This window comes from Exiguobacterium sp. R-17 (assembly GCF_049913315.1).
GTDB lineage: Bacteria > Bacillota > Bacilli > Exiguobacteriales > Exiguobacteriaceae > Exiguobacterium_A.
This window is the reverse complement of the sequence record NZ_CP184372.1, coordinates 2,782,584-2,794,698: the sequence shown is the minus strand read 5'-3', so window position 1 is coordinate 2,794,698 and position 12,115 is coordinate 2,782,584. Positions and strand designations below refer to the sequence as shown.

The window sequence follows — 12,115 nt, the reverse complement described above, 5'->3', positions numbered from 1 at the left end:
ACGGGAGAGGACAATAAAACATGAAACGAATCGTAACCATCTTAACCGGGACGCTGATCATGGCGTTCGGTTACTACACATTGAATGAACAGTTCGGATTAGCAGAAGGCGGCTTTATCGGATTATCGTTGCTCGGTCGATACTTTTTTGATATCAATCCTTCGATCTCGATGATCGTGCTCGATATTCCATTTTTCATCGGTGCCTTGTACTTCAAAGGCAAGCGTTTCGTCAGTGAAGCATTACTATCAGCAGGTGCGTTATCACTCTTTTACGAGATGTGGCACCGACTCGATTTGTTCCACTTTCCAGAACAGGCTTGGCCAGCTACGCTCATCGCAGCGATCGCTAGCGGAATCGTGACCGGGTATGGTCTCGGACTTGTTTTGAAAAGTGGAGCGGCAACAGGTGGAGACGATCTACTGTCGATGGGACTCAGCAAACTGACAGGTCTATCAATCGGGACGATTTTGTTCGGACTCGATGCCATCGTGTTAGTGATTTCACTTGTTTATCTGCCACTTAGCTTAACGTTATATACGTTACTGGCCGTAGCGATTGCCGGTCGTGTCGTTGCTGTCATGACACGGGAGCCTATCATCGTACCAGCACCTGTCGTAAAGAGAGTGACGCAGTAAAAACGGATGAATATCTAAAAAAATCATGTATCGGATTCGACATCGTCGAGTCCGATTTTTCAGGTTCATTAATTAGAAAATAAGTTCAAAGGAGAACGATTAGATGATTCGACAAGCAGATGCTTCTGAAGCACAACAGATTGCCCCGTTGATTGAGCAAGCGATTCATGAGATTGCTGAGACATTGACGGGAACGACAGAAAAAGAAGAGGTTCTAGAAAGGCTCGCTTATTTCGTTTCCCAAACCGGAAACCGGCTCAGTCATGAGAACATCCTCGTGAAAATCATCAAGGACGAAGTAGCGGGCATCGTGATCGCTTATGCCGGAACAGAGGCGAAACAACTCGACGAACCAATTAAAGAACAATTGAAACAGTGGACAGGTCAAGACGTCCAGATCGACGTCGAGACGGAAGGACCGGTCTATTACCTGGATACCTTATCAGTGGATGCGCGTCATGGTGGAAAAGGAATTGGTACGGAACTGTTGCAGGCAGCAGCGGAAGTAGGCGAGAAACAGGGACTACAAGCGTTTACGTTAAACGCTGATCAAACGAACGTTGGAGCGCAACGACTGTATCGCCGTCTTGGCTTTAAACCGGTCCGGACGATTGAAATTAGTGGCGGTACCTTTGATTATATGGAACGTCGTTACGATATACAGCAATGAAAAAACCATGTCGATCTCCACAGTGTCATTCGGGAATCGACATGGTTTTTATAGTCATGCCATCATGGCATCGTTAGTTGATACAAATCGCTTGCGCGTCTTCTGATTCGTATCGGGCATCACTCGTAAAGCGGAAGCTTGGTGTAGACATGAAGAGGTTCACCTTAGCACTCCGTTTTCATAACATTTTTGCTTAGTTAAATGGTTTGAGTGCGTCCGTAATCCGTTCACCTATCATTTTGGCTTTGACGTCACCTTTTTCAACGAGCGCGAACCATTCGTTCGCATCTTTAGTGATTTGCGCTACTTTTTCTTTACCGAGACGGTTTTCAAGCGTGGGTTTCATCGCAACGATGAACAGGTTAGCTTCCATTGCTTTTGCCCGTGCTGTATCGATGTCTTTCTTCTCGATTGCTTCTTGTGTTTCTTCATAAGATTCGTCGACTTTTTCCGTCAACGCTTGTGCGAATAACCCCTCGATTTCTTTGTAAGAAACGTCAGCTGGCTTTGTCTTCGAGAAGTCATAACGTTCTTTTAGTATTTTGACAGTCTCTTCCTCGCCATCCCCTAAAGATTTTTCAACTGCAAGGAGGGAAGCATATCCTTCTGCTTGCCCTACCTGTAATTCTTTTTCGTCCGTCCCGCTTTTGACACCATCCTCGATTTTTTGAGCATAATCGAGTGCAGCCAAGTAGAACGAACGATAAATCGATTTATCCGTCACTTGTTTCGCGACATTGAAGTCACCGATTTTTTTAGTATCAATGGCTTCTTGCTGGGCAGATAGACCGGAAGTAATTGCTTGAGCAATCGCGTCTTCATTTTTGAAATCGTAGCTGACGTCGCACTTTTTCGCTGTCGGGATGAAAACGGTCTTTGCCATTGCTTCGACATCTTTGAGTGCTTCTGTTGCAGCTTCCGGTTTACCCGCAACGAGTGCTTCTTCAGCTTTTGCTTGATTTGCCTTTTGTAATTGATAGAAATAGGATTGTAGACCTTTATCGACGAGTTGACGTGCGATGTTCTGATCGAGATCCTTCGCTTCAACATCTACTAAAGCGGATTGAATGACTTGGTCGATTTCTGGTGCTACCGTTTTGACACCACCTTTTAGTTTTGCCTCATAACTCGTCTTGACCATCTTCCAATCCATTGCTTGTCCGTCTTTCGCTTTGTCGAGTTCTGCTTTGATCGAGCTGTAGATCGTCAATTCATCTATCAATGTCGTTGCAGCGATTCCAGCATCCGCTGATTTCGTTTCTGTCGACTGCTCTTTTTTCGGTACAGTCATATCGGTTGCGTTCGAACCGCAGGCAGCTAAGATGCCAGCTAACATAAAGATCGAAGCTACTTTTATGTGCTTTTTCATAATCGTGACCTCCTACAAAAGTGATAAGAAGTTTCTATCATGTAGTTGTTTTCAGAAATCTGAACGTAAGGAGAATAATTCATATTTTTAATTGAAATTTAAATAAAAAACGGCTTTGGAATAAGAATCCAAAGCCGTCCAAAATCAAAAATCAGAACTGTTCATACAGTTTTGTCAAATACGTATAGACTTCGTCCGATGCTTGGAACATCATGACAGAATGTCCGAAGATCGCTGCTGGATTGAAGCCGTGATCCAGATCAATTGTCGATGCGATCGTGACATCACGGTCGCTATCGAGAACGACGCGGAAGTATTTGAATTCTTGGTTGAAATCGTTAATGGCATTAAGAATCGGAAGATCCTCGACACCATCTGGTACATGTGTCACTGTACGAGCGAACAATTCAACATCTGTCGTCGTCTTACTGAAGACGATCATCATCATCGGTTCTGCTCCAGCAGGTGTTTTTTCTTGTGTCATGAAGAAGACGTGTGTTTCATTCTCACGCGCTTCCATTGGAATGCCTTTTTCGACGAGGAAAGCTTGGAAAGCTTCCAAGTGTTGTTGCTGTTGTGGCGCGATTCCTTGTTCGTTTGTTTCGGGTTGACGATCTTGGTGAATCGGTGTCACTTTATTGTTCTCGTTTGATTCGTTCGAGTTACGTTCCTGGTCCATTGCAAAATCCCCCTTTATATACTATAGATTTAGTTTCAAGCATTTCAGAAGGAAATGCAACTAATGTCCGTTCAGATAGGAAGAAAATACAAAACGAATGGGATATGTCATATCTGTGAAGCTGCAAGCAACTGACTTGAAAATACATACCTAACAGGGTATATTGAGTGGCAGATAGTAATTCAAGGAGGAATCATTTAGATGAAAACGATCATCGTAGGTGGCGTCGCAGGTGGCGCAACGGCAGCGGCACGACTACGCCGGATTGACGAAACGGCAGAAATCATTTTGCTCGAGCGCGGAAAAGAGATCTCGTTCGCGAACTGCGGACTGCCTTACTATATCGGAGATGTCATTAAAGATCGCAATAAATTACTTGTCCAAACGCCAGAGGGGATGCATGCACGATTTAATTTAGACGTCCGTAACTTGTCGGAAGCGATTCGGATCAACCGTGAAGCGAAGACTGTCACGATCCGTAACGTTGACACAGGTGAAGAATACGATGAATCGTACGATCATCTGATTCTTTCTCCAGGTGCAAAACCAATTCGTCCGAACATTAAAGGACTGAGTGATGCAACAAATGTCTTTACGTTACGCAACATTCCGGATACGGACCGGATGCGAGAATACGTCGATACGACGCGTCCGGAACGGGCAGTCGTCATCGGTGGAGGATTCATCGGTCTCGAGATGGCAGAGAATCTTGTTGAACGCGGGGCACACGTTACCCTCGTTGAAATGGCAAACCAAGTCATGGCTCCGATCGACCCGGAAATGGCAGCGATCGTTCATGAACATCTTCGGGCAAAAGGCGTCGAGCTGATTCTAGAAGATGGCGTCGCTTGTTTTGAAGAAGCAGGTCGTCGTGTCGTCTTGACAAGTGGACGCGTGATTGAGACAGAGATGAACATCTTATCAATCGGTGTCGCACCGGAGAGCACGCTCGCAGCAGATGCTGGTTTAACGCTTGGAATCAAACAGACGATTCAAGTCGACAATCAACTGCGGACATCCGATCCGTCGATCTTTGCGATTGGTGACGCGATCGAAGTTAAGGATTTTATCACGAAGGAAGCGACACATGTACCGCTCGCATGGCCGGCGAACCGTCAAGGGCGCCTCGTCGCCGACATCATTGCCGGGCGCGATGTCCGGTACAGTGGAACGCTCGGTACAGCAGTAGCGAAAGTCTTCGATTTGACAGTCGCTTCGACCGGTAACAACGAAAAACGATTGCGTCAGCTCGGTATGCGTTATGAAGCGATTCACCTCCATCCGGGATCCCATGCGGGGTACTACCCAGGAGCGAGTCCCATTTCGATGAAGCTGTTATTTGATCCAATTGAAGGAACGATTTATGGTGCACAGGCAATCGGTATGACAGGTGTCGAGAAACGAATCGATGTCCTCGCGACAGCGATTAAAGGCGGATTGACAGTGCTTGATTTACCAGATCTTGAACTATCATATGCACCACCGTATAGTTCAGCAAAAGATCCGGTTAACATGGCAGGATATATCGCGTCGAATATCGTCTTAGGTGACAGTACGAACGTTCATTGGCACGAAATCGATGCAATCGTCGCAAACGGAGGTTTGTTACTCGATGTCCGTGAACCATCGGAAAACGAGTTAGGTGCGATTCCGGGATCGGTCAACATCTCGTTACCGACGTTACGTGAGAAGTTAGATGATCTGCCGAAGGATCAAACGATCTATGTAACATGCCAAGTCGGATTACGTGGATATGTCGCGAGTCAATTGTTGCAACAACACGGTTATGATGTCAAAAACTTAAGCGGCGGCTACAAAACATGGTCGGTCGTGCATCGAGATCAAAAGGCACGAAACCAAGCGGAGGAGGAGACAGCTGTAACGGTAACGAAACGTGAACCAAAAACGAAGACTGCACCGGCACAAGTGATGTTGCTCGATACGTGCGGCTTACAGTGCCCGGGTCCAATTTTAGAGTTAAAAACAAAAATCGATCAGATGACGGATGGCGAGCAAATTTTTGTCAAAGCGTCGGATCCGGGATTCTTACCGGACGTTCAAGCATGGGCGAAAAAACTAGGACACACGGTCCATTCAGCGGAGATGAATCAAGGGGTCGTTGAGGTCTTGCTTGAAAAAGGGCAAGGGGAGACACCTGCTGCAACACCGGTTCAAGTCAATCCGGCAGATGATGCGACGATGGTCGTCTTTAGTGGTGATCTTGATAAAGCACTTGCGTCCTTTGTCATCGCACAAGGTGCACAAGCAATGGGGAAGCAAGTGACGATGTTCTTTACGTTCTGGGGCTTGAACATCATTCGAAAACCGAATGCTCCTGCCGTCGAGAAAGCCGGTATTGAGCGGATGATGGGGATGATGATGCCGAAACACGCCGGGGAACTGCCACTCTCGAACATGAATATGGCAGGTGCTGGTCAAAAAATGATGAAAAAAGTCATGAAGGATAAACAAGTCGATGCGCTCGAGACGATGATGGCAAAAGCGCAAGCGGCCGGTGTCCGCATGATTGCCTGCACGATGTCGATGGATATCATGGGCATTAAGAAAGAAGAACTCCTCGACGGCATTGATTACGGTGGTGTCGCGAGTTATCTCGGCGCAACAGATGGTGCTAACCTGAATCTGTTCATCTAATAAAAGAATTAACTATGTGAACGTGTTAAACCTGACATCTGATGTGAGGTTTAACACGTTTTTTATGTTCCGAGGTAAAAGTGAGTTTGATTTTTCAAAAAAAATTGCGTATGATAAATCACATGTGAAAAAAACTTACATACAAATAGAGAGAAAAGATGGATGAAAGTGAGGAGTTTTGATGGAAAAAGAAGTGATGAAATTAGTAAAACGAGCAAATGATTACTTATGGACGAACGTATTGATTGTTTTACTCGTTGGACTAGGCATTTATTTTACATTCCGGATGCGGTTCGTTCAATTTCGAATGATCCCGGAGATGTTACGCTTACTGTTCCAAGGAACAGATGATGGAAAAGACGGTGTCTCTCCATTTCAAGCATTCGCCATCAGTACGGCAGCGCGTGTCGGTACTGGTAATATCGCAGGTGTCGCGGCAGCAATCGCACTCGGTGGACCAGGAGCGGTCTTCTGGATGTGGTTAATTGCCTTGATCGGATCGGCATCGGCATTCGTTGAAAGTACACTCGCTCAAATTTATAAAGTGCGTGATGATAAGGCGTGGCGTGGGGGCCCTGCCTATTATATGGAGAAAGCACTCGGTCAACGTTGGTTAGGAATCTTATTTAGTGTCTTGATTACGATCTCATTCGGATTTGTCTTCAATTCCGTTCAATCGAATACGATCTCGCTTTCTCTTCAAAATCAATATGGCTTTGATAAGACATGGATTACGGTCGGACTGGTCGTGCTGACGGCACTCGTCATCTTTGGTGGCGTCCGTAGCATTGCAACCGTCGCGTCGTTCCTCGTACCGATCATGGCCGGTGGTTATATCCTGATCGCGCTCTATATCATGGCGACGAATCTTGAAGTACTGCCAAGTATTTTTAAATTGATTTTCCAAGAAGGTCTATTCGAATTCAAGACACTCGCAGGTGGTGCAGTAGGTGCAGCACTCTTGAACGGGATTCGCCGTGGTTTGTTCTCAAACGAAGCCGGTATGGGTTCAGCACCGAACGCGGCGGCAACAGCGGAAGTCTCTCACCCGGTTAAACAAGGGTTGATTCAATCGTTTGCGGTCTTCGTTGATACGTTGATGGTCTGTTCGGCGACAGCGATGATCGTTCTCGTCAGTGGGGTTCCGACAAAAGATGCGAATGGAGATGCCTTAGACGGTATTGACTTAGCGCAAGGGGCACTTGCGTCGCAAGTTGGATCACTTGCGACAGGATTCATGGCACTTGCCATCTTCCTCTTTGCCTTTAGTTCTGTCGTTGGAAACTACTATTACGGTGAATCGAACATCACGTTCATCCGTGACAATAAACAAGTCATGATGGCATACCGTGCACTCGTCCTCGTCATGATCGTCTTCGGTTCACTTGTCGAGTCGGCTAGTCTCGTTTGGGCTTTAGCGGACATCTGTATGGGACTGATGGCAATCGTTAATCTATATGCGATTTTCCGCCTCGCAAAAATCGCGAAGCTTGCGCTCGATGATTACGTGACACAACGAAAAGCAGGAAAAGAGCCGCGTTTCTATACAGATTCAATTCCGAACTTGCCAGGAAAGCATACGCTTGAAGCATGGCAGGGGTCAGAAGAAGACGAAAAAGCGATCTAAGAAAAGGGAGTCAGAGAAATCTGGCTCTTTTTTTGTATAGAACGAATTTAAAAAGGGAATACAGAGTACAGAAGGGAGGGGGAGAATGGAAAACGTACATTTCGTTCGCGTCACGGATGCGGTCTGGGAGTCGTTCGGAAACGATCCCCACATCATCATGGACTGGATATTATTCATTCATGAGACACAACCCGACCATGAACAATTGTTTGCCCTCGAACAAACGAATGCCATCTACCATTTGATGAATCAAATCGATATCTATATTGATCAGGACACGCACTATAATCTAGGGCGAGCGATCGTTGGTGAAGAGTTGATCGTCAATGAGGAAAAAGCGGCAATCGTCGGTATTCTTCCTTTACCGCTTTTGATCATTTCCGCTGAAGTGATGCGAAACTTCGATCAACGGGCACTCGCTTCGATTCATGATGAAGCTGGAATACCGGGCGAATTCGAATATGTCTGGGAGCAGTTCGCCGATCTGCGTGCCTATTTTCAAAAGGCAGAAGAAGCGGAAGATACGATTTTAATTTATTACGTATGACTAGTACCATCTATAAAAACAGACCCGCTTCCAAGTCGTCGACTGGAAACGGGTCTGTTGTCGTTCATCTAAATCAAGGCGACCTCACATGGAAATCGCTCTTTTTACAATAACTTTTAGATTAAAAATCGATTTCGTCTGGATCCGGTCCGAGGCGGACATCCGTTGCTAGACGATCAATTTTCTCAAGATCATCGGCATCGAGTTGGAAATCAAAGACGTCGAAGTTTTCTGCAATGCGTTCTGGTGTGACGGATTTTGGAAGAGCAACGATACCGTTGTCGAGGTGCCAGCGTAAGACGACTTGTGAAGGTGTCTTACCATGCTTCTCTGCGATTTCCTTGAAATCGTTGATTTCGAGGAATTTCCCTTGCATGAGTGGACTCCATGCTTCGACTTGGATGTTGTGATCTTGCAAGTATTCGTGCAGTTCGTGTTGCGGCAATTGTGGATGCAATTCGACTTGGTTGATCATTGGTGCCATCAAGCCCTCTTCTGCCAATGTATCGAGGTGATGTTCCTTGAAGTTCGAGACACCGATCGCTTTGATCTTGCCTGCTTCATAAAGTTCAACCATTGCTTTCCACGCTTCGATATAGCCTTCGACTGGCCAGTGGATCAGGTAGAGGTCAAGGTAGTCTGTTTCGAGACGTTCGAGCGATTCTGCGAATGCTTCCTTCGTCCGACCGGCACGAATATCATCGTTCCAGACTTTCGACGTTAAGAAGAGATCCTCACGTTTCACGCCGCTTTCTTTGATACCTTTTGCGACACCGCGCTCGTTTTTATAGACAGCAGCTGTATCGATATGACGATAGCCGACACGTAGTGCTTCAGCAACAGCAGCGGGTGCTTCTGTTTCTTCGTCTACTTGCCAGACACCGAATCCGATTTGGGGAATCGTAATACCGTTTGAAAGTTTTGCGTATTGCATGTGTTACTCCTCCTCATAAAACGTAGTTTAGATTTGCTCGTTTAGTTTAGCACGAACGAACGAAACCGTCCGTTTCCATGCTCATGGAGGAATAGAATGGGTTAAAATAAAAGAGAATTCATCACATCTGACCGTATGTCAGAAAGAGGGGGAGAAAGGATGGCTCAAAAGAATAAAAAGCTATCAAAGGGAGCTTGGCTTAGTATTAGTGCCTTGTTGGTCACGCAAGCAGTTAGCCTATTTTTCAGTGCACGAAAATCAGGACGTAACCCGTGGGTATGGGGAGGCGCGGGACTCCTTCAGTTTCCACTTCCAGCAATCGCGTATTTGATTTTAGAACGACAAGCGAAGCAGAAAAAATAATGAAACAGGTCCGATCACCATGATCGGACCTGTCGTTGGTTAAGAAGAGATTTTTTCCTGTTGAGCAACTGATTTTTTCGGACGTGGGAAACCAAAGATGATGGCAATCGATCCACAGACGAAGAGCAGGAACGGATAGAACAGATACGGAATCAGTTCTGGTGAAGCTGTCTTCGTCAACTCTGCTGCGATCAGCAGTTGTGCCCCATACGGAATGATGCCTTGAATACCACAAGAGAAGATATCAAGAATACTCGCTGATTTCTTGCGGTCGATTTCATACGTATCAGCGATTTCAGCCGCGAGTGGTCCAGCAACGAGAATCGAGATCGTATTGTTCGCCGTTGCGAGGTTCGTCGCACTGACGAGTGCTGCCATACTGAATTCAGCACCGCGACGCTGTGAAATCTTGCGCGTCAACGTCTCTTTCAAGTAGGCGATTCCGCCATTGAACGTAATCAAACTGACGAGACCACCCATGAGGAGTGTCAAGATTGAAATCTCTGCCATGCCCATCATTCCTTTTGACATCGAAAGGACGAACCCACTTAAGCCAAAGCTACCGTCGATCATACCGATGATGCCAGTGAGCAATGTGCCACCGACGAGAACAAGAATGACATTGACACCAAATAGTGCAAGGACGATGACGGCGAGATACGGAATTAATTTGTAGAACTCGAATGCTTTAGCTGCTGCCGCATCGCCAGAACCAGAAACGAACGCGAGTAAGATGACCGTTAAGACGGCAGCCGGGAGAACGATCATGAAGTTCGTCCGGAACTTATCACGCATGTTCGTTTTTTGTGTCCGAACGGCAGCGATTGTCGTATCCGAGATGAACGACAAGTTATCACCGAACATCGAACCCCCAACGACTGACGCTGCTGCGATCGCAACGTTGATACCTGTTGCTTCATGAATACCGAAGGCGATTGGAGCAAGTGCAGCAATCGTTCCTGTCGAGGTACCCATTGCCATCGAGATGAAGGCAGCGATGACGAACAGACCGCTCATCAGGAGTGACGGAGGTAGGAACGTTAAGGCAGCATTGACAGTTGCTTCGATTGCGCCGATTGCTTCTGCCGTTCCAGAGAACGTACCGGCTAATAAGAAGATGAAGACCATAATCATGATATCGGGATTTCCGGCACCGGTTGCGATTCGTTCAACCGTTTGATTAATCGATCCTTTCGTCGTGATTGCTGCAAAGATCAGCGCGATCAAAGCAGCGATCAGAATCGGAAATTTGTAAAAATCGTCATAGAAAATACCGGCTCCGATGAAGAGGACCAGGAACACGACGAGGGGAAGAAGTGCCCATTTGTTAGGCGTAATCGTTTCTTTCATTGTTGATACCTCGTTTCTCAAAGATACAAAAAAAGACCCCTTCGCAAGAAAGAAGGAGGTCTTTATGAAATAAAGACGCTCTTCTTATCTCTCAAGCTTTCGCTTGCTGGATTTGGCACAGTACGAATCAAATCGTCCGCTGCCGAAACATCATTGGGCCAGTCCCTCCGTTTCTCGCGATAAAAAGAAGTCATTCAATTGTTGTAAAACACGTTTCTTACCGTACCGCATTGAGTAACGCGTGTCAACTGTACTTTACTGAAGTGCCTGTTCTAACGTCTGGACGTTTTCTTCCATCAACTTAAAATACGAGCTGTTTTGCTGCGATTTCGTCACCGACTCGAGGTTATGGATCGTCACGGATTCAGCTCCGATTTCTTTTTGGATGACACGCGCAACCTTTGGTGAAACCGTCTCTTCGAACGCGACGTATTTCAAATCATGCATCCGCGCTTCTTTCACTAAAGCAGCCAGTTGCTTTTGTGAGGGTTCATCGGAAGGGGAAATTCCGGCGATTGGAAGCTGCGTGAACCCGTATCGTTCGGCGAGGTAACCGTAAGCTGCATGTGTGACGAGAAGTTCTTTTTTCGATCCGTCAGCAACGGCTTGCTTGAACTCTTTATCGAGTGCGTCAGCTTGCTGATCGAATGCTTTCAAGTTTTTTTCGAATGTTGCTTTGTCTTTTGGTACTTCTTTTGATAAGGCGACTGTGATAGAACGTGCCATTGCTTTGGCGTTGACAGGATCAAGCCAGACGTGTGGATCGTATTTTCCATGATCGTGTTCTTCCTCTTCGTGCGCATGTTCATCAGTTGCGTGATCATCGTGCCCTGCTTCTTCGTGCGCATGCTCTTCTTCTGTATGTCCCTCTTCTTCATGTGCGTGAAGCGTAGCATCCGATTCCAGCAAAGTGACATCCTTACTCGTCTCGACGAACCGGACGTCCGTGCCTTTTAGACTCTCTTGGATTTTTTTTGAATAGGGTTCAAGTGTCGTACCCGTCAAAAGGAAAAGGTCACCTTTGGCAATCTCAGTGAGTTGCTTTGACGTCGGTTCATAGGAGTGCGGATCTGCTCCAGGTGGGACGATCATCTTGACGTTGACTTGATTACCACCGATTTCACGGGCAATGGCAGCTGTTGCGAACGTCGATGTATAGATTTCCGTCTTTTTATCATCTGAAGTCGATGAATCGGTGTTTGATCCACAAGCTGCGAGGATACTTGCGCTCGCGAATGCGACCGTTAAAGCAGGAATGATTTTTTTCATTGTATGTTACCTCC

Annotated in this window: 11 protein-coding genes and 1 riboswitch; of the genes, 6 read left to right on the top strand and 5 right to left on the bottom strand. The window is 46.4% G+C overall.

Going from position 1 to position 12,115, the window contains the following annotated elements:
* Positions 1-20 precede the first annotated feature (20 nt).
* Together ACN9MT_RS14680 and ACN9MT_RS14675 are read left to right on the top strand one after the other, a co-directional pair.
* Entirely contained in the window at positions 21-638 is a 618-nt protein-coding gene (locus ACN9MT_RS14680) for a YitT family protein (protein WP_426272489.1), read from the top strand.
* A gap of 103 nt (positions 639-741) precedes the next feature.
* Positions 742-1,308, top strand: a complete 567-nt coding sequence (locus tag ACN9MT_RS14675) for a GNAT family N-acetyltransferase (protein ID WP_290753420.1) — start codon at positions 742-744, stop codon at positions 1,306-1,308.
* A 193-nt stretch (positions 1,309-1,501) separates the two neighbouring features.
* Here ACN9MT_RS14675 and ACN9MT_RS14670 read toward each other — a convergent pair whose 3' ends face one another.
* Together ACN9MT_RS14670 and ACN9MT_RS14665 are read right to left on the bottom strand one after the other, a co-directional pair.
* The gene (locus ACN9MT_RS14670) at positions 1,502-2,677 is read right to left on the bottom strand and encodes a hypothetical protein (protein ID WP_426272488.1); all 1,176 of its coding nucleotides are present in this window, start codon (positions 2,675-2,677) and stop codon (positions 1,502-1,504) included.
* Between the two features lie 151 nt (positions 2,678-2,828).
* A complete protein-coding gene (locus ACN9MT_RS14665) occupies positions 2,829-3,356 on the bottom strand; it encodes a YbjN domain-containing protein (RefSeq protein WP_023469644.1) in 528 nt (175 codons plus the stop codon).
* 201 nt (positions 3,357-3,557) lie between these two features.
* On the opposite strand from ACN9MT_RS14665, the gene ACN9MT_RS14660 reads away from it, so the two are divergent.
* The 3 genes from ACN9MT_RS14660 to ACN9MT_RS14650 all read left to right on the top strand — a co-directional run bounded on the left by ACN9MT_RS14660 (position 3,558) and on the right by ACN9MT_RS14650 (position 8,185).
* Complete coding sequence (locus tag ACN9MT_RS14660; RefSeq protein WP_426272487.1) at positions 3,558-6,011, top strand: CoA-disulfide reductase; 2,454 nt, start codon at positions 3,558-3,560, stop codon at positions 6,009-6,011.
* A 181-nt stretch (positions 6,012-6,192) separates the two neighbouring features.
* Positions 6,193-7,638, top strand: a complete 1,446-nt coding sequence (locus tag ACN9MT_RS14655) for an alanine/glycine:cation symporter family protein (protein ID WP_426272486.1) — start codon at positions 6,193-6,195, stop codon at positions 7,636-7,638.
* Positions 7,639-7,723: 85 nt separating this feature from the next.
* Complete coding sequence (locus ACN9MT_RS14650; RefSeq protein ID WP_290782246.1) at positions 7,724-8,185, top strand: hypothetical protein; 462 nt, start codon at positions 7,724-7,726, stop codon at positions 8,183-8,185.
* A 121-nt stretch (positions 8,186-8,306) separates the two neighbouring features.
* Here ACN9MT_RS14650 and ACN9MT_RS14645 read toward each other — a convergent pair whose 3' ends face one another.
* A complete protein-coding gene (locus ACN9MT_RS14645) occupies positions 8,307-9,119 on the bottom strand; it encodes an aldo/keto reductase (RefSeq protein ID WP_050678472.1) in 813 nt (270 codons plus the stop codon).
* A gap of 159 nt (positions 9,120-9,278) precedes the next feature.
* Between ACN9MT_RS14645 and ACN9MT_RS14640 the strand changes: the two genes are divergently transcribed.
* Positions 9,279-9,482 (top strand): hypothetical protein, encoded by a 204-nt coding sequence (locus ACN9MT_RS14640; protein WP_035412176.1) that lies wholly within the window; start codon positions 9,279-9,281, stop codon positions 9,480-9,482.
* Between the two features lie 39 nt (positions 9,483-9,521).
* Here the strand turns inward: ACN9MT_RS14640 and ACN9MT_RS14635 are convergent, their stop codons facing one another.
* Together ACN9MT_RS14635 and ACN9MT_RS14630 are read right to left on the bottom strand one after the other, a co-directional pair.
* Positions 9,522-10,832 (bottom strand): Na+/H+ antiporter NhaC family protein, encoded by a 1,311-nt coding sequence (locus tag ACN9MT_RS14635; RefSeq protein WP_426272485.1) that lies wholly within the window; start codon positions 10,830-10,832, stop codon positions 9,522-9,524.
* Positions 10,833-10,913: 81 nt separating this feature from the next.
* Positions 10,914-11,018: riboswitch (SAM riboswitch) on the bottom strand.
* 69 nt (positions 11,019-11,087) lie between these two features.
* Positions 11,088-12,101, bottom strand: coding sequence for a metal ABC transporter solute-binding protein, Zn/Mn family (locus tag ACN9MT_RS14630; protein ID WP_426272484.1), 1,014 nt, complete (start codon positions 12,099-12,101; stop codon positions 11,088-11,090).
* Positions 12,102-12,115 lie beyond the last annotated feature (14 nt).

What these genes read in the sequence shown, in the direction of transcription:
- ACN9MT_RS14670 (WP_426272488.1), bottom strand. Translation starts at nt 2,677, where the DNA reads ATGAAAAAGCACATAAAAGTAGCTTCGATCTTTATGTTAGCTGGCATC.
- ACN9MT_RS14630 (WP_426272484.1), bottom strand. Translation starts at nt 12,101, where the DNA reads ATGAAAAAAATCATTCCTGCTTTAACGGTCGCATTCGCGAGCGCAAGT.
- ACN9MT_RS14675 (WP_290753420.1), top strand. Translation starts at nt 742, where the DNA reads ATGATTCGACAAGCAGATGCTTCTGAAGCACAACAGATTGCCCCGTTG.
- ACN9MT_RS14635 (WP_426272485.1), bottom strand. Translation starts at nt 10,832, where the DNA reads ATGAAAGAAACGATTACGCCTAACAAATGGGCACTTCTTCCCCTCGTC.
- ACN9MT_RS14640 (WP_035412176.1), top strand. Translation starts at nt 9,279, where the DNA reads ATGGCTCAAAAGAATAAAAAGCTATCAAAGGGAGCTTGGCTTAGTATT.
- ACN9MT_RS14655 (WP_426272486.1), top strand. Translation starts at nt 6,193, where the DNA reads ATGGAAAAAGAAGTGATGAAATTAGTAAAACGAGCAAATGATTACTTA.
- ACN9MT_RS14650 (WP_290782246.1), top strand. Translation starts at nt 7,724, where the DNA reads ATGGAAAACGTACATTTCGTTCGCGTCACGGATGCGGTCTGGGAGTCG.
- ACN9MT_RS14645 (WP_050678472.1), bottom strand. Translation starts at nt 9,119, where the DNA reads ATGCAATACGCAAAACTTTCAAACGGTATTACGATTCCCCAAATCGGA.
- ACN9MT_RS14660 (WP_426272487.1), top strand. Translation starts at nt 3,558, where the DNA reads ATGAAAACGATCATCGTAGGTGGCGTCGCAGGTGGCGCAACGGCAGCG.
- ACN9MT_RS14665 (WP_023469644.1), bottom strand. Translation starts at nt 3,356, where the DNA reads ATGGACCAGGAACGTAACTCGAACGAATCAAACGAGAACAATAAAGTG.
- ACN9MT_RS14680 (WP_426272489.1), top strand. Translation starts at nt 21, where the DNA reads ATGAAACGAATCGTAACCATCTTAACCGGGACGCTGATCATGGCGTTC.